The sequence below is a fragment of the Endozoicomonas sp. ALB032 genome (genome assembly GCF_049310125.1).
In the GTDB taxonomy this organism is placed as follows: domain Bacteria; phylum Pseudomonadota; class Gammaproteobacteria; order Pseudomonadales; family Endozoicomonadaceae; genus Endozoicomonas_A.
Genome location: NZ_JBLYNW010000001.1, coordinates 450,324 through 467,800, shown reverse-complemented (window position 1 = coordinate 467,800; position 17,477 = coordinate 450,324). Strand labels below are relative to the sequence as shown.

Sequence of the window (17,477 nt, the reverse complement as noted above, 5' to 3'; positions counted from 1 at the left end):
ATCGGCTCGACCCGTGCGATGGTTTCGATACACACTGGGTGACCGATTAATGACAAGAGAGCCTGTGGTTGTTGATACTCCCTGTTTTTACTTGTTGCTAATCGAAGCTGGTCATCCTCTCGCAGCCCTAACCTCTATGCAAGCTTCCTGATAATGCGAAATGTTAGCTTTTTTTGGAGTACAGCCACCACATTCAAGTAATGATTGGCATTTTATTCTAAGCTCTCCCCTGCGCCAGTTAATGCGATCCGGGAATGTCTGGGCATACCTGGTGTTCAATTATCGTAACCGCAGCAGGACCATTTTAAGTACGACAGCTTCCCAGTATCTAAGTACCAGGCCTGTTGGTCTCGCATATTCTGGCGAGTGGATTTTTTCATCCTTCAAGGCGTAACGACGGGCGCGTAGCCATAGCTATGCAACCAGAGTTGGAACGCAAAAGGATGGAGAAAGCCGCCGTCCAGAATATGCGAAACCAACTGGTTAGGTACTTATATTGGGTATCTTTTAATGGGTCATGGAGTGGAAGTTGTTGAGTATAAAAACCGGTATATCTTTCTTGTGCTTGGCCTGGCTATTTCTGGCCGTGTTCTGTGCGTATTCTACTGATTTGTACGGTGATACCATTCCAGATAGCTCATCTTATTGTACACAGTTTTCTGTTCCCGGTGTCTCTGTAAGTTTTTCGTTTAACCTCGAAGATGTCGGGGCTGCGGCGGTTGTGCAGCTGGCGGTATCGTCTGCAATCGTGTTATCAGCGTTAGTTTGTCAGGGTCATGCCGTGCCCTGTAGTTCGGTTATCTATCCTCTTTTGCAGGTTTACATTATTTCGGCTGGTCTGCTGCACCGTTTTCTTTTGATTGATGCTTTCAGGCAATGGGCTTCGTGGCTTGTATTTTCTGGTTCGCAGTGGAACCCCGTGAGAATACCCGATTCTGCCACTGCTGAGGCTGGCACCTTGAATCCGGTGCTTGGCTACTCGACTCTGGCAGAAGCTGATCCAAACTATCAGCTACGGCACGATAATTTTGCCAGCCTGCACAGCCTTGTGGCCTATGTTACCGAGCTTAATAAGCAGATCACACCCGGTCAGTCGGTCGTGAAAAGTCGTGATGGAAAAGCCCAACTGCAGGTTGTGCAACAGGATACCACTGCAACTGTATTCTCGATCATTCTACCCAACAGTGACAACACGACCAGCACTTATCAGGTGGGGAGTAATCAGGGCATTTTCTGGATAAAAAAATTTAATGACATCAATGTAGAGCGGTATCAACAGGTTGTTTGGAGCGAACCGAAAGAAGGAAGTACTACTGCTTGTTTAACCGCCCAGCTTATTGCTCCAGAGAAAGCAAATGAGTCTGGCTTGCAACTCGCACTAAGGGTGCCATCCTGGCTGACTCACCGGCTTCTGGCGGTCAGCACTGAAAAGACTATAGCTAAGTTCAGCCGGTTGTTTCTGAATTGGTATTGGTCGGCTTATTTAATGTCTGAACCGGTGAAGGCTATGATGTCCCGGCGACATCAAAAACCAGGCTTGCAAGGGCTGTCTCCTGTGGTTCCTGCCTGCTACTCCGACAATCAGCATTGTTTTGGCTGGATGACCACGCAAGGTTTTTCTGCTGGTGTTGTTCCACAGTCACATATGATGGATGCACCTGCAGAGGAAAATAGTTTTTCCAGCAGCGGAGAAAGCTTCACTCTCAACAAACCTGAAGAAAGGGAGCCAGAGGGTTCCGGGGTGGGTGAGGGTGAGGGAGCCGAAGGTGGAAAAGATAAGGACAAAGGTGAAGGCTCCCCATTTTCTGAAAAGCCACGTTTGTCACCCGTCGCGTTACCTGAGAGTCTTCTGTGGCAGGCGACAGAGCAGTTTTTTTTAAACAGTGGATTGAGTGTGGGGCAGTCACCCGAAGTCGATCTTCAGGATGCCTACGACTTAATGCGCAAGATGAGCCATGCAGGCATGCTGCAGGTTTTACCTGTTGAAGGTCAGCCGATGAAAGACTGGGCAATGGTTGTGAGTAAGCGTCTTGCTCGTTATATCAATCACCCCATAAGTCCAGCAGGTGATACAGATCAGCCTGCTTTTTCTGATCACAGTCGTAGTCGTTATGATGAGTATGTTGTACCCATGACGCAAGATATGTTTAATCGTGTCGTTGATAGCCTTGATAAATATGACCAGTTTGCTCAGACTATTATTAATCTGCGCGATGGCCTCAAGGATATTATCGAAGCCTTTTGTGTAGAGAAAGAAACGGGTAGCTGCTTGTATGGAGGAGAGTCTGTAAGAGCGTACATAACCAAATACGGGTTTGGACATCAGCTTAAATTCAAGGATAACGAGCCTGTTACGGATGATATTGATGTGCTGCTTGGGTACGACAAAGTAGACGATTTAAAACAGTGGCTGGACACAAAACTGGTTGGTTTTAAAGTATCAGAACCCCGTAAAAAAATGTTGTTTTCTTTTCCCGGACAGAGGCCTGATCCTGAAGCCTATAACCTGTATGTGTTTGATTTCGAGGTTGATAGCGGGTCAATCAACGCCTTCCTCCCAAGCCTGGATGTCGCTATGGCGATTCCTGGATCAAAGGCGACTTTTCAGTCAGAGGAACTGGTTATTTATGAGAGCATCGTCAGGGGGCTAAACGCTGATGCCTTGGTTCGCAATACCTCTGTTCGTAAGCAGGGCAAGCATTGGGACCGTGCCCTCTATTTGAAATCGGTTTTTTCACAGAATTATTTCTTCAGTATGCTTTTAGACGACATAGATCGGCAGACAGGTGAATTACCATTACAGCCAACTCACAGGAGTACTCATTCCAAGTCAGCCACGATTGAAGTGATGAAGGAGCGCATTGATGAACTGACCTGTGAATTAAATAATAAGGAACAACAATTAAAAATTTTGAAACAAAAAGTTTTGGATGCTTTAAAAGCTAATGAAATCAGTCTTGCCAAAAAGGAAGAGGAGCGAAAGCAATTATTTCATGAATTTCAGCAGAAGCTGGCGAAGGAAGGTAAAGAGATAGCTGACAGGAAGTCTGCTAATAAGAAAATGGGTGAAAAAATATTGTTATTAAATAAACTGAATAAAAGCTATGAGGAAAAAAATGTAAATCTTGATAAAGAAATAAAAAGTCTTGAGCAACAACTAAAAAAAATAAAGCAAGATCTGGTTCAAGCTCAAGATAAAAGAAAGGGGATTGATAGGTATAAAGAAAAAATCAGTCAGCTTGATCTTGAAGTGCTCAATATTAAAAAAAAGTTGGAAGTATCAAATATCAGGTGTGACGAATTGCAGGCAGATAATGAAAGGCTTAAAAAAGAAGTTTCAGAGTATAAAAAAACACATGAAAAATGCCTTGAAGTCGATAATGAAACCTCGAAAAATTTAAAAAATCCAATTAATAATGTTAGCCACCGACTAGACCAGAATAATAAGCTAACCGGCAAAAAAAACAGACGTAAAGCTAAATTAAAAAGCTCAGAACGATATGAGTATGAACCGACTAAAAGGTCATGGCTCAGAGCTTTTTTGGTAGGTATTTCAGTTTTTATAGGCTACAAGCTAAGCGGTTACGTGGCGCGACAATACATGCAGGAGTCCGGTAGTGATGGCATAGAAAATCCTTGCCTTAATTTAGATGATTACACAGGATTAAATAGGTATATACTGCAGACATTGTGCGATCTCGATAAAAATTACAGAGTTGTTGATTATCAGATTTTCTCGTTCATTCGTAAAAAAGCAGCTTTTGAATTTATGAATAAAAAAACTTTCTTCGAGAACCAAAGAGCACAAAAAATACAGAAGGGAAGCAAGGTTATATTAGCTCATGCCAGGTACTACCTGCTATCTCAAATGACAACAAAGCAACTGCTGCAGGTTGTAGGTGGCATCAGAGCTGGCAAGGAATCGGTGGGTGATAAACTTTTATTGAATGAAATTATCCCTGGTGTTGTTGATTATTGTGGCTTGATGCCTGATAAAAAATGGCAGTACGACTGTGGTCGTATGGCAGTGCAAAGAATGCTTTCTAAGCAATTTGAGAATGAGTATTATGTTGTTGTCAATGGAAGAAGAGATATCAAACTTGGAGATTCACACAGGGTTATCAATTTCCTTCCTGTGTGGGACATAACTTCAGAAAAACTGCGCTGGTACGATGTTTGGCCCTATCGTCTTGACAACGAAGGATATGCCATTCTGGGCAATATAGCTGAAAAACAAAATGCTGTATTTTTACTGTCAGAATGCAAAAATAGAAATATTAAAAAAGAGATTAAGTTAAAAGTATTCTCTAATTATAAGTGGCACGACAAAGTTTTTAAATGTGCTGTGAAAACTGAAATAAGTGCGAATCTTGATGCAGTCTTCTGGTGGAATCATTATTATCCGGAGGCGCATCGCAGTACAGCTGGTTGTGATGATGGACATGGGCCGTACTACGGGGCATGGACATATATCGATAAGTAGTTACCCGGAGCTGTCACGCCAGCTTCTGAGCCTGGGCAAAACTGGGCCGACTTTTGCCCTGCTACCACTCAAGCAGTTTTTCGGGCTTCTGTTTTAGCTTTCTCGCCAGATCAGCAGGAACCATCCCGGCACGTTCCCGCAGAAAAAAATAAGACACCCATAAAAATAAAAACAAGACATTCAAAAATTGTATTCCCAAAAAGGATCAGAAAATCTATCTTCAAGTAGCGTATCATCGAACCACACATCGCCATCCAACGAACAGAGGCTGTTCAAGCCATAATTCAGACAATGCAAATTCATTCCGACATGAGTCGAAGAGAGATAAAGAGAGGGTCTTTGACGTCTTAACTGACTTCTACGCTAACCTATCATATACAAACGACTACAGACATTTAAACCTCGAAGCCACTTCTGTCCGGCTTCAAGTGCATAAGCCTTCATTGCCTCCAGACGGCCAACTGCCCGATAAAAACGATTATTCCATTGCATGGTTCTCAGCCACTCATCCGGATCAATTTCCAGTCTTTGAAGAATAGGAGGGGTACACGACGGGATGGAACCTTTCTTGTCTGTCCTGACAATGCGTCCACTCCAGTCAACCAGTTCCAGATAGTCGTGAAGAAGGTAGGGAAGGGCAACGTCCGCTTCCTGTCCCTGCAAACAGAAAGGTTTCAGGGTCAGCGGCTGTTTTTTAGTCTCAGAATGTTTAACCTGCTCCACTCGTTCCTGAATCGACGTGTAGTCTGATGCTTCCGGTGTTTCCACCTTTCCAGCCCGAATCGGATTCAAGTCAACATAGGTCATGCAGGTCAGTAAGGCTGCTTCGTCCAGCAATGCCTGGCTTTTAAAACGACCTTCCCAGAAGCGTCCTTTACACTCATCTTCTTTGTTGGCCTCACGAGCAAGATATTCATTCAGGCAGCGCATAAACCAGCTGATATCCGTTAAACGACGCCGGTATTCCTCAGCATATTCATCAATACGGGCCAATTCAGCGCTGCCCAGTTTGTCAGCGGCCAGATGCCTTTGCACCAGAGGTGGACCTCTGAACAAGGTCGTCCAACGATGCAGCACTTCATTCCGTGACCAGCTCCTGGCAGATGACTGATTGATGTGCAAAACCACATGATAATGATTCGACATGACAGCGTAAGCGCAAACTTCGATAGCAAAGACTGCAACCAGTTCCTGAAGTTTGTCCACCACCCATTGGCGGCGATGCTCGTAGTTCTTGCCAGTCAGGTGGTTCTCTCCACAGAGGTAAGCCTGACGAACACATCTTGCCATGCAGTGGTAATAAGGCGTTGAGCCGGGGTCAATCAGAGTATTGCGGGCCTGAGCCATGAACTCACCTGTCTGGGTAAAAAATCAGTGGTGGGTGAAAAAGTAGACCAGGTGGATGGGAAAGCAAATTTATGGGTGTCTTTTTTTCTCTTTTTTTTTTCTCTTTTTTCTTCTCGCCAGATCAGCAGGAGCCATCCCGGCACGCTCCCGGGCCCAATGGACGATCTCCGGATTGATCATGGCTTCGTTCATTATTGGCGTCCATCGTGTAATGGTTGGAACGGTATCATTATGAATATTTCATCGGTAGGTGTTATTAGAGGTTGACTGCCAACCTCCAAAACAGATCTCAAGCACACTCTGGTTGTTTAAGTAATCTTTACCTAAAAATCCACACTCAGGAAATCTCCACCAAATCCCCCTTAGCCTCCAGCCAGCTCTTGCGATCGCCAGCCCGTTTTTTGGCCAGTAGCATGTCCATCTCTTCATGGGTCAGCTCAAAGTCTTCCAGCGTTAACTGAACCAAACGACGAGTGTCGGCAGACATGGTGGTTTCACGAAGCTGTAACGGGTTCATTTCACCCAGACCCTTGAAACGCTGTACGTTGACTTTGCCCCGTTTCTTTTCGGCCCTGATTCGTTCCAGAACGCCTTCTTTTTCTGCTTCATCGAGAGCGTAGTAAACTTCTTTGGCGACATCGATTCGGTAAAGGGGAGGCATGGCTACATAGATATGTCCCTGTTCTACCAAAGCTCTGAAGTGTTGTACAAACAGTGCACAGAGTAGCGTGGCAATGTGCAGACCATCAGAGTCGGCATCCGCCAGGATGCAGATTTTACCGTAGCGCAGACCGTCGAGTTTGTCTGAACCGGGGTCAACGCCCAAGGCTACAGAAATATCATGAATTTCACGAGAGGCCAGTACTTCGCTCGAATCCACTTCCCAGGTGTTCAGGATTTTACCGCGCAGTGGCAGAATCGCCTGATATTCACGATCCCTGGCCTGTTTTGCAGAGCCCCCTGCAGAATCACCCTCGACCAGGAACAATTCGGTGTAATTCAAATCCTGGCTTGAACAGTCTGCCAGCTTTCCGGGCAGGGCAGGTCCCTGAGTGATTTTTTTACGGGCTACTTTTTTGGACTTGCGCATCCGCTTCTGGGCGTTATTGATGCACAGTTCTGCCAGCAGCTCACCCTCTGCATGGTGCTGGTTGAGCCAGAGACTGAAAGCATCTTTGGCAACGCCGGAAATAAAGGTAGCGCATTCTCTTGAGGACAGACGTTCTTTGGTTTGACCTGAGAATTGCGGGTCAGCCAGTTTGGCTGAGAGAACGTAGGAGCAGTTTTCCCAGATATCGTCCGGGCCCAGTTTGATGCTTTTAGGTAAGAGGTTACGGAATTCACAGAATTCGCGAATCGCTTCCAGCAAGCCGGTTCTTAAACCATTGACGTGTGTCCCGCCCAGGGGAGTTGGAATCAGGTTGACGTAACTTTCTGTCAGCAATTCACCACCTTCAGGAAGCCATTGTACTGCCCAGTCTACCGCTTCTTTTTCACCCTGCAGTGAACCTGTGAAAGGTTCCTGTGGCAGGGTTTCGTATTCCCGGGTCGAACCTTTCAGGTAGTCGGTGAGGCCATCTTCGTAGTACCACTCATCGGTATCGCCGGTGTGGTGATCGACAAACTCGATGTTCAGGCCGGGGCAGAGTACGGCTTTGGCACGCAGTACGTGCTTGAGTTTGTTGACCGAGAATTTGGCTGAATCAAAGTAGCTGGCATCGGGCCAGAAACGAACTGTCGTGCCGGTATTGCGACGTCCACAGGTGTCGATCTCGTGCAGATCCTGGTCTTTGTAGCCATCCCTGAAGGTAATCAGGGAGACTTTTGCATCTCTGCGAACAGTGACTTCAAGACGTGTCGACAGTGCGTTAACAACCGATACCCCCACTCCGTGCAGACCACCAGAGAACTGGTAGTTCTTGTTGGAGAATTTACCACCGGCGTGCAGCCGGGTCAGGATCAGCTCTATGCCGGTTATTCCGTGTTCCGGATGAATATCCGTGGGCATACCCCGGCCATCATCAGTGACTTCCAGAGAGTTATCCTTGTGCAGGATAACCTTGATCTTGCTGGCAAACCCGGCCAGCGCCTCGTCGACACTGTTGTCGATGATTTCCTGAGCCAAATGGTTGGGCCGGGTTGTGTCTGTGTACATGCCCGGACGTTTGCGAACCGGGTCCAGGCCACTGAGTACCTCAATGGCTTCCGCTGTATAGTCGTTACGCATGAAATCCTTGTTGGGTCTGATTGCGCGTTAACTCATAAGTGTACCTAAAGCCTTGGCGTTAGTCAGTGTTGAGAGCACCTTATCATTGTTATGGGTATTTGTTCTCGGGATTTTAGTTCAGGGAAGACCTTTTTTATTTTGATGAAAGGGTCATGGATTGCGGTGTGGTCGGGCTGAACTCGAACGTAGGGTCAGGGTGCCTGTTTTCCCATAGCCAGAGCAGTAAAAGCAATAGCAGAGCCAGGAAGCTGGCACCGGCTAGCAGTTGGAAGCAGGCATCCCAGCCGTAGAGGTCGAGTACTTTTCCAAGTAACAGGTTGGCGGAAGTGGCTCCGAAAATATAGCCAAAGAGACCACAGAAACCGGCCGCAGTGGCTGCAAAGGGCAAAGGTACCAGATCAATAATATGAACGTGTACCAGCATGACCGGGCCGTAGATTAAAAAGCCGGTGGAGATCAGCGAGAGTACGGCGTGAGTGGTGTCGCCCGGTGGTGAGTTCCAGTATGCAATGACCGAAATGAGTACCAGTGCCATAAAAAGTGCATTCATGGGAGCACGCTTGCCTTTGAAGTGCTTATCGCTCACGTAGCCGCAAATAAGGGTTCCGGGAATAGCGGCGTACTCAAAAGCGAAGAAAGCCCAGCTGGAGGCGTTGAAGCTAAAGCCTTTGGTTTCTGTCAGGTAGACTGGAGCCCAATCAATAACACCGTAACGAATGAAATAAGTGCAGGCGTTCACGACGGCCAGAATCCAGAGCGGTGGCAGAGTCAGGCAATGCTGGCCGAACAGCTGAAGCGTTCGGACAAAGGACGTCTTGTGTCGTTCTATCTCCAGTTCTTCCGGCAATTCCGCAGAAGGCGACGGTAGCTGACATTGAGAAGGTCTGTCCCGTAAGAGCAGATACCCCAGTATGGCAATAATGATGGCTATAAAAGCTGGAACGAAGAACTTGCTTTGCCAGCTACCGAAGAGTGTTACTGCCAAGATGGCAATGGGCCCCAGCAGGCCGCAGCCGACATTATGCGACAGGTTCCAAATGCTCATGGCTGTGCCACGCTCTTGCCTGACGAACCAGTGAGCAATCAGTTTGGCACTGCATGGCCATCCTGAACCCTGTATACAGCCATTGAGGGCCAGGGTGATCACTATCACTATCAGCGGGAACTGAAGCAATGGTGAAAAGCCAAGAACCAGAGAGAGTATCGCCGAGCCCAGAAGGCACAAAGGCATTAACTTTCGGACATCGATACGGTCTGCCAGATATCCCATGGCCAGATTGCTGATTCCATAACTGAGGGCCAGCGCTGATAGCGCCATTCCGAGTTCAGATTTGCTGTAGCCTTCTGAAATCAGGTCGGGCATGACCATGACAAAGTTTTTCCGAACCAGGTAATAGGCCGAATAAGATAGAAAAGCCCCGAGCAGAATCTGCAATCTTAATCTTGAATAGCGTTCGTGCTGCTCTTTGGAGTAGCCATCAGGGACAACAGAGCATTTAAGGAAAGATCTCATGAAAACTTCCATGAACTTTTAAGAAAAAGTGGAACACGTCAGGATAGAAGGGGCCGAAAAAACAAAGGTGGCAGTGTTTTTACGGAAAAAAAATCTTTTACCAGCGGAGGAGACGAAAGATTATCTTTGTCGTTCATCTGTTCAGACTCAAAGTCAACTTAGGGAATAATGTAGCACCATTCAGAAAAAACGCCTGTCGAATTAAAGTCTTATAAGGGTGATGTCATGAAAACCAGATATAAGACCACTGTGGTTGAGCAGGGAGGCTGCGTCAATGCAGCCTTATCTTAATGAGGGCTCAGTCACGTTCGCGAAGGTGAACAAACCAGTAGCTCAGACCTACCATGACACCACCACCAATAATGTTGCCGATGGTTGCAGGGATGATATTCATGACAATCATGTTGAAGGCAGTGATATTGCTGAAAGAGTCAGCACTATAGCCTGTGGCTGCCCAGAATTCAGGCGAGGCAATGTTTTTGATCAGCAAGCCCATAGGCAGCAGGAACATGTTGGCAATGGAGTGCTCAAATCCGGCTGCCAGGAAGCAGGCGACGGGTAATGTGCAAGCGAGCATTTTTCCGGCTGCAGAACGTGCGCTCAGAGTCATCCAGTAAGTGAGACAGACAACAAGATTACAGAGGATACCCAGCATCATGGCCTGAATGAAATTGTGACCCATTTTGGCATTGGCAATGTACATGTAGTTGATGCCTACCTCACCATGAGCGCCCTGGTATTGACTCACTCCCATGAGCATGACCACCATGAAAAAGGCACCGGTCATGTTACCGAAGTAGACCAGTGTCCAGTTCCTGGTGATCTGGGCTATGTTGAGACGACGGGTGGCGCGACCCATCAGCAACAGGGTATTACTGGTAAACAGTTCGGCTCCACAGAGTACGACCATCATCAGACCCATGCTGAAAGTCAGTCCACCGACCAGCTTGGTCATACCATAGGGCAGGCCCTCTGTTCCTGTGGTGACGATGGTGTAAAACATGCCCGCCAGAGAGATAAAAATACCGGCCAGAACGGCAAGGACAAAGGTCACTTCAGGGTGCTTTTGAGTTTTACCCACAGCGGCGTCTTCTGCCAGACGGGCAATTTCAGAAGGAGGTACGCAGCCAGATTGTGGGTTGTTGTCGGTTTGCATGTCGGGGTCCAGAAGGGAAAGAACGGCCAAACTTAATGACCATGAGCGATTGAAGCTATTTTTCGTAAAGCTATTTCGAGTAAAACTATTTCGAGTAAAACTATTTCTCGTCACCCATCGTTGATGAAAATGGTGAGAAGTTTTTTCATTAAGAAAAGATAGTTTATCAATATGGGAGTCAGATGATCAGAAGGAGAATTCGTGAGTTGCTTTCAGGATTCACTCGTTGAATGGTTGACTTGCTTCGGCTTTTCCGGAGAGGATAGGGGAAAGATCCCTGTTCCAAATCGTGATTCCCGGAGAAAGGATAATGAACGGCGGTCCTTCAATCTTCGCAGTCTGCATCATGCTTTCCGTAAATACTCTGGCAGATGATGCCGACTTTATCCCTGTAGAAACCGGCGGTGAGGTTTTGAGCAGCCAACAACCAGCAAGCAGCCACACTTTTGGTCTTCGTGCTTATTCGTTGATCGGTGATGGTCTTTCTGTTCCCGATACTCACAGCTCTGCTTCAAAAAACGGTCTGTTGATTGATTACTACCCCTTTGAAAGTGGCTTCAGGGTCTCTGCAGGAGCATTTTCGGGCGACTCGAAGAAACTGGGGAAGGCCTATTTTTCTGGTGAAGGGCAGCAAGCCTATGTCGGTGTCGGTTGGAAAAAACTTCTTGATGATGCAAAACGAGTCGATCTCAGTGTTGACTTAGGTACTTTTCTGGACACAGGGCCTGAAGCGGTAGAGAGCACTGTTTCGGAGTCTACAGCCAACACGTTATTGCAACGTACCAGGTCTGACAGTAGAGATCAGCCTGTCATCAGTCTGGGGATTGAATTCAGGTTCTGAAATGCAGTGAAAGCATCTGGCTTTCTGTTTTTTAATGGCTTGTAAAAAAACCGTCTGAACGGTTCCAGACGGTTTTTTTACGAAGCTTAAAGAGTCGTTGCTGTTTTTATAGTCTCTTTGGGTTCTTCGGCCAATGCAGAGGGCTTTTTCTTGTCCCGGGTAGCATTTATATGAATGCCCTTAAGAACATTAAGAGCCTGGCTTAACTGATAATCTTGCTCGGCCAGAGAACCCGACTCGTCCTTCTGCTTGTCTTTGAGCTGTTTGCTTTTCTTGTGTTTGCCTTTTTCAGTCTTTTTATTGCCGTTGGTAAGATGACCCTGCAAGTCCGCCTCCTTGTAATCGGATACGTCTTCTTCAGGTGTCACTTTAGCCCTTGGTACAAAAATATCAGGCTTTATACCCTCGGCCTGAATTGAACGACCATTGGGCGTGTAATAGAGAGCCGTAGTAAGTTTCAGACCTTTCTCTTTATTATTTCTCAGAGGTAGTACGGTTTGAACGGAGCCTTTGCCGAAAGATTCGGTGCCGACCAGAACGGCTCTGTGATGGTCTTGCAGGGCTCCAGCGACGATTTCAGAAGCCGATGCTGAGCCACCATTGATCAGCACTACCAGGGGCATACCTTCGGAAGGATCATCTTTGCTGGCTTTAAAGCTGAGCTGAGAGTTGGGGATATTTCCTTTGGTGTAGACGATCAGTCCTTCTTTGATAAAGGCGTCTACAACTCCCACTGCTGACTGAAGAACTCCGCCGGGGTTATTTCGAAGATCCAGTACCAGACCTTTCAGTTTCCCGTTCTGAGATTTTTTGAGTTTGTTAAGGTGTTCAACCAGCTCCTTGTCAGACTCAGACTGGAACTGGCTCAGGCGAATGTAACCATAGCCATCCTCCAGAACCCGGGACTTGACACTCTGTACTTTGATGATGTCGCGTTTGACAACCAGGTTAATGGGTTTGGGCGCCCCTTCACGAACTATCGTTAACTTGATAGGCTCTCCGGGCTTGCCACGCATCTTATCGACAGACTCCATCAGAGTCATACCTTTCACGGAAGTGTCATCCAGCTTGATGATCAGGTCGCCTGCCTTTACACCGGCTTTCTGGGCCGGGGTGTCATCAATAGGAGCGATGACCTTGATAAAACCATTTTCCATTCCGACTTCGATACCCAGTCCGCCAAACTTGCCGGAGGTATTGATTTCAAGTTCTTTAAATTCGTCTGGTTTCAGGTAAGAGGAATGGGGGTCCAGGCCTGAAACCATACCCTGGATGGCATTATCCAGAAGCGTCTTGTCATCTATATCTTCAACATAGGCACTTTTGATAAGTTGCAGGGCCTCGGTGAAGGTACGCAATTCTTCCAGTGGCAGTGCGCCTTTCTTCTCTTCCTTTGCCGCTTTGTCATCGGCTTCTGACTCGGCGGGTTCAACCGCTGCCGGGGCGGGCTTATCTCCCCGGTCAACAGGGGCTGACCAGCCTTGCAGGGCAAACCCGGATGCCAATGCCAGCACAGCGGCTTTTATCCATTGTGGCATCGGCTGCCGGGAAGTAGAAAAAGATGTTGTCATGAATTCTCCCTGCACATTTATGGTGAAAATGCCGCTATTTCTGATCCTGCGGCAATGTTCGTGGTTTGGATGGTCCGGCATCCCGGTGGTCCGGCATTCCGGTGGTCCGATTCCGGTGGCCGACATCCCGGTGGTCCGGTACTGAAGTATAGGCAGCTTTATTTAACAGACTGCGCTGTGCACTGTCTTTCAAGCTTCAGGTTCAGCCGGAAAAATAAGGGATAAGAAAACCCAAAGCTCTCTGTTTTATCGGTTCAACCCACCGTTTCTGCAATCTTTTATGGGACGATGTTTTATGATTCCTCTGTTACAATTTTGATAACCATGGAACTGGATTCTGCGGTTTTCCCCTGTGTCGGATTTCCAGATAGACTCCGGGTTCGTTCTGCCCCCCTGACTGACCGCTGAGTGCCAGTTCCTCTCCGGCCAGAACTGTCTCACCTTCTTTCTTCAGTAGCCATTGGTTGTGTGCGTACAGCGACAGGTAGTGATTACCATGGTCTACAATAATCAGCTGACCGTAACCTCTTAGCCAGTTAGAAAAAATGACAGTGCCGTCGTGTATGGCATTGACTTTGGTTCCGGCTTTTACCGAAATAAGAATCCCCTTCCAGCGAATTCGAGTATCTGGTCGCTGCTGGTTGAAACCGTACAAAACCCGACCTTTAACCGGCCAGGAAAGTTTTCCCCTGGACTGCTGAATAGGAGAACTGGCTGGTTTTCTGGCAGCCAGTTGGGCCAGAAGTGCCTGCAGCTGTTGCTTTTGTCGATTGAGGGAGTCCAGCTCCCGGTCATTGCTTTTGAATTGATCATTGATTCTGGAAATTAACTGCTTCCGGTCATTTCTGGATTTAATCAATCGGTCCTGTTTTTGGGTAAGGTCCGCTTGCTGTTTTTCCAGTCTGTCGTTCAGAGCCTGCTGCTGTTGTCTGTTGTCTTCTATGTCGGTCAGCGTTTTCTCGAAAGCTTCGATAGCCTCCAGCTGAGCTTTCTGAAGATGCTTCAGGTAGGTCAGGTGTCTGGATACTTCTTCCGGATCTTCCTGATTCAATAGTAACTTCAGCCGATTGTCGCGGCTGGCAAAATAAATGGAGCGTACACTGTTGGCGATGCGACTTTTTTCTTTATTTTTCTGCGCCGTCAGAGCCTGCTGACGGCTTTCGAGCTTTTTTAAGTCGGCTTGCCCCTGCTCAAGAGCTTTTTCTATTTTACGAATAGAGTTTTGCAGCTGGCTTATTTCTGTTTCGGTAGATTGCAAGTGCCTCTCGGCAGATGAGCGTTCGTTGTTGAGCTTGTCCAGCAGCTTTTTCAGATGTTTAATGTCCCCGTTGATCGCCTCCAGCTGAGTCTGGGGTGATTCTTTTTCCACGGATTCTGCGTGGGCCGTTCCGCTGTTCATAAAATTGAACAGAGTCAGGACTACGGCGAACATCAGGTTTGCAGCCGTGATTCTCATACTTAAATGCCATTGATTTTTTTAGTAGATGTTTCAGTATGCCCTGAATGATCGGGCTTTCACATACTTATATGCGGCTTGCTTCCGATTTGTTTTCCGCTCCCTGTAACGTGTTATGCTGTTTCAAAAGCAGAAAGACGGCATAACCCATCTGGGAAAACTGAGCAGGTAAACGACAATTTTATGAGATTTACGTTTCTTGGAACCTCGGCAGGGTCACCTACCGCAGACAGAAATGTGACCGCAATGGCTCTGGCTCTGGATGAAAGTCGAGACTGGTATCTGGTTGATTGTGGTGAAGGAACTCAGCAGCGACTGTTGATAAAGAGCCCTCAGCAGATAGAAAGCCCTCAGCGAACAAAGAACCGTTACACGCTGTCCAATCTTGCAGGTATTTTCATCACCCACGTTCATGGTGACCACATTTTTGGACTGCCAGGCTTGATCACCAGTGCCAGTATGCAGGGCAGAAGAGCCCCCTTAACAATCTGTGCACCAGAAGGCGTGGAAAGTTTTGTCAGACACTCACTCAAATGTGCTGCCGTTCGCAATATGCCCTTTGAACTGAATTTTATTCGCAGTGATCAATCGGGTTTTCACTTTCAGGATAAGAATTTTAAAGTGACTTCCCATGAGCTGTCCCATCGCGTTCCCAGCTATGCCTATCGCTTCGCAGAGAAGCCTGTAATGCAATCAATGGATCAGGACAAACTGGAAGTGTTGGGCGTGCCAAGGGGAGCGCTTTGGGGTGCATTGCAAAATGGCAATAGTGTCACCTCACCGGATGGCAGGGTTATTCATCCTCGAGATGTAAGGCAGCCGCCCCGGCCAGGCAGGGTGGCTATTATTGGTGGCGATAATGACCAGCCTGATCTGCTGATAGACGCCATGAAAGGTGTTGATGTGCTGGTGCATGAAGCCACCTTTACGGAACCTGTTCTGAAAAAAGTCGGACCCCAATATATGCACAGTACCGCCAGAATGGTGGGTGAAGCAGCGGAAAAAGGTGGAGTCAGTCATATCATCCTGACTCACATCAGTGGTCGTTATCGAAAACATGCGTCTGACTTTGCCTCATCGGTTGAAGCACTCAGAAGCGAAGCTCAATCGGTTTTCAGTGGGCAGATTGAGTTGGCTGAAGATTTTGCCTGTTGGGCTTTGGACAGGGAAAGAAAACTGACTCGAATGGAATAACGCGGAAGAGCTTTATAGCACCTCTCCCGCTTATCGGTCTCAGTGATTAGCCTGACGGAGTGAGTGCATAACCCTCAGGGCCCCAGCCGCTATCAATTGATCAGTCTCCTGCTTGTTGATGTAGGAGTAAGTCAGCCCCCATTCCTTAAAGCGTTCTCTGAATAAGGCATTGACAAAATCAATCTCGTTGATTTCGGCGTACTCTCCCAGAAAGTAAACATGGGGCGGATTGGATTTTCCCTTTTCTTCCGCTTTGGCGATCATGCCTGCAGCACGTTTCTGGATCTCTCTCAGAGTGGGTTCCATGGTGGCTTTCATATGGTCAACATACCACTCTTTGAGAGCCACTGGTGCTTCTGAATCCTGTAGTCTGAGTAACAGGATTCTATGGCCCAGCTCATTTTTTCTCTTGCGTTGGGAATAGCGGTCAAAGAACTCAGAGGTTGATGCCTCTGAATCAATATTTTGCTTCAGATAGAAGTAGGCAGCGATCTTGTCTGCTTGCAGTTTCAGCTCTTCCATACAGGTTTTTGTTCCTTCAAGACAAGCATATGCATCTGAAGTAATCTCCTGGAACTGTTGGTCAGACTTGTATTCTTCCCATCGTTTCATCTTTGCCCGACATGTCTGTAAATTGTCTTTGCAATCTGTTTCGGTATTGATAAAAAACTCGTCACTGGCGAAGGCGCCAATGCTGTGAACGCTGCCACTGGGAATGGATTTGGGGGGCTTGCGTGGCTTGGGAACCCTCATTACTGGCATCTTGAAACTATCTCTGAAATCCTCTTTGCTATCTCTATAGAACATTTTCATATCAACGGTTTTTAAGGTTCCCTGCTCCATGGAGCACACCAGATCGTAGGTGGTTTTAAAAACGAACAGCTCATCTTCAGCGTTCATCAGTTTCATAGCTTCCCCGATCAATGCGGTATCGCGGGTAGTCCTGATGTCTGTCAGAGCTATTCCGCTATCCTGAAAGGTTTCCTTAATGGCAGTTTCTGCCTGTTTCTGAATGTCGATAACATCTTGTGGGTTAAAGAAGATGTGTAGAACATCTCCTTCTTTGGCCGTGGCGGCATCAAGGCCAGCCACTGCATAGAGGAACGAAGCGGGTGTTTTTGCAGGATTTATCCCCTTTTGGGCCAATACCGGCTTTTGCTCTGCAAGCATTTCCCGGGCCATTTTTCTGGCCACAGCCACGGCGTTTCGGGAGGGGTCATAATCACCGCTCTTCATGTCGGTGCGGGTTCGTTTGGAAGCAATGTTCCCAACATGATCCAGATACGCTTCGTCGATACTCATGTCCCGCTTGATCGAGACCAGAACTCTGGGTTTGTCATTGTCCAGACGCTGAACCAGATACATTTCGGCACGGGAATTCAAGCTCCAGAGTACATAGACCAGCTCTTCCTGAGCCTGGAGGATGGCACTGAAGCTTATGGAAAACAGGGCCACGAACAGAATAGGTACTTTTCTGATAATCATGAATTACTCCTTACAAATTCATAAAGACTCAAAGTTTAGACAGGAATTTCAGGCTTTTAGTTCCTTTGTTGTCGATATTCTTGTTTTATCAATACCTATGGTGTTAAGTCTGAAGTCGGGCAGGTTCGTGGTACAACCCATCGGGGGGGTAGTGAACAAAAGCATTAAGACTCAGATTATGGGCTCTGGACAGGGAAAGAAAAC

The 17,477-nt window shown here is 47.2% G+C and carries 11 protein-coding genes; 3 read left to right on the top strand and 8 right to left on the bottom strand.

The window, feature by feature from the left end:
• Positions 1–532: 532 nt before the first annotated feature.
• On the top strand, positions 533–4,483 hold the full coding sequence (locus ACO6VG_RS01760) for a hypothetical protein (RefSeq protein WP_422135332.1): 3,951 nt from the start codon (positions 533–535) through the stop codon (positions 4,481–4,483).
• A 363-nt stretch (positions 4,484–4,846) separates the two neighbouring features.
• On the opposite strand, the gene ACO6VG_RS01755 is transcribed toward ACO6VG_RS01760, so the two are convergent.
• The 5 genes from ACO6VG_RS01755 to focA all read right to left on the bottom strand — a co-directional run bounded on the left by ACO6VG_RS01755 (position 4,847) and on the right by focA (position 10,756).
• Entirely contained in the window at positions 4,847–5,830 is a 984-nt protein-coding gene (locus ACO6VG_RS01755) for a transposase (protein WP_422472355.1), read from the bottom strand.
• A gap of 69 nt (positions 5,831–5,899) precedes the next feature.
• Positions 5,900–6,022, bottom strand: coding sequence for a hypothetical protein (locus ACO6VG_RS01750; protein ID WP_422410925.1), 123 nt, complete (start codon positions 6,020–6,022; stop codon positions 5,900–5,902).
• A 145-nt stretch (positions 6,023–6,167) separates the two neighbouring features.
• Positions 6,168–8,057 (bottom strand): DNA topoisomerase IV subunit B, encoded by a 1,890-nt coding sequence (gene parE / locus ACO6VG_RS01745; RefSeq protein WP_422410927.1) that lies wholly within the window; start codon positions 8,055–8,057, stop codon positions 6,168–6,170.
• A 133-nt stretch (positions 8,058–8,190) separates the two neighbouring features.
• Positions 8,191–9,570 (bottom strand): MFS transporter, encoded by a 1,380-nt coding sequence (locus ACO6VG_RS01740; protein ID WP_422472353.1) that lies wholly within the window; start codon positions 9,568–9,570, stop codon positions 8,191–8,193.
• Between the two features lie 298 nt (positions 9,571–9,868).
• Positions 9,869–10,756, bottom strand: a complete 888-nt coding sequence (focA, locus tag ACO6VG_RS01735; protein ID WP_422472351.1) for a formate transporter FocA — start codon at positions 10,754–10,756, stop codon at positions 9,869–9,871.
• A gap of 316 nt (positions 10,757–11,072) precedes the next feature.
• On the opposite strand from focA, the gene ACO6VG_RS01730 reads away from it, so the two are divergent.
• Positions 11,073–11,567: a hypothetical protein gene (locus tag ACO6VG_RS01730; protein ID WP_422135326.1), complete on the top strand. Its 495-nt coding sequence runs from the start codon at positions 11,073–11,075 to the stop codon at positions 11,565–11,567.
• 86 nt (positions 11,568–11,653) lie between these two features.
• Here the strand turns inward: ACO6VG_RS01730 and ACO6VG_RS01725 are convergent, their stop codons facing one another.
• The gene (locus ACO6VG_RS01725) at positions 11,654–13,138 is read right to left on the bottom strand and encodes a S41 family peptidase (protein ID WP_422135325.1); all 1,485 of its coding nucleotides are present in this window, start codon (positions 13,136–13,138) and stop codon (positions 11,654–11,656) included.
• A gap of 307 nt (positions 13,139–13,445) precedes the next feature.
• Positions 13,446–14,594, bottom strand: coding sequence for a murein hydrolase activator EnvC family protein (locus ACO6VG_RS01720; RefSeq protein WP_422472349.1), 1,149 nt, complete (start codon positions 14,592–14,594; stop codon positions 13,446–13,448).
• Positions 14,595–14,777: 183 nt separating this feature from the next.
• On the opposite strand from ACO6VG_RS01720, the gene ACO6VG_RS01715 reads away from it, so the two are divergent.
• Entirely contained in the window at positions 14,778–15,788 is a 1,011-nt protein-coding gene (locus ACO6VG_RS01715; protein ID WP_422472347.1) for an MBL fold metallo-hydrolase, read from the top strand.
• A 39-nt stretch (positions 15,789–15,827) separates the two neighbouring features.
• On the opposite strand, the gene ACO6VG_RS01710 is transcribed toward ACO6VG_RS01715, so the two are convergent.
• Entirely contained in the window at positions 15,828–17,273 is a 1,446-nt protein-coding gene (locus tag ACO6VG_RS01710) for a hypothetical protein (RefSeq protein WP_422135323.1), read from the bottom strand.
• Between the last annotated feature and the right edge of the window lie 204 nt (positions 17,274–17,477).

Coding starts and splice junctions, on each gene's coding strand:
- ACO6VG_RS01755 (WP_422472355.1), bottom strand. CDS start 5,830: ATGGCTCAGGCCCGCAATACTCTGATTGACCCCGGCTCAACGCCTTAT.
- ACO6VG_RS01750 (WP_422410925.1), bottom strand. CDS start 6,022: ATGAACGAAGCCATGATCAATCCGGAGATCGTCCATTGGGCCCGGGAG.
- parE (WP_422410927.1), bottom strand. CDS start 8,057: ATGCGTAACGACTATACAGCGGAAGCCATTGAGGTACTCAGTGGCCTG.
- ACO6VG_RS01740 (WP_422472353.1), bottom strand. CDS start 9,570: ATGAGATCTTTCCTTAAATGCTCTGTTGTCCCTGATGGCTACTCCAAA.
- ACO6VG_RS01730 (WP_422135326.1), top strand. CDS start 11,073: ATGCTTTCCGTAAATACTCTGGCAGATGATGCCGACTTTATCCCTGTA.
- ACO6VG_RS01725 (WP_422135325.1), bottom strand. CDS start 13,138: ATGACAACATCTTTTTCTACTTCCCGGCAGCCGATGCCACAATGGATA.
- ACO6VG_RS01720 (WP_422472349.1), bottom strand. CDS start 14,594: ATGAGAATCACGGCTGCAAACCTGATGTTCGCCGTAGTCCTGACTCTG.
- ACO6VG_RS01715 (WP_422472347.1), top strand. CDS start 14,778: ATGAGATTTACGTTTCTTGGAACCTCGGCAGGGTCACCTACCGCAGAC.
- ACO6VG_RS01710 (WP_422135323.1), bottom strand. CDS start 17,273: ATGATTATCAGAAAAGTACCTATTCTGTTCGTGGCCCTGTTTTCCATA.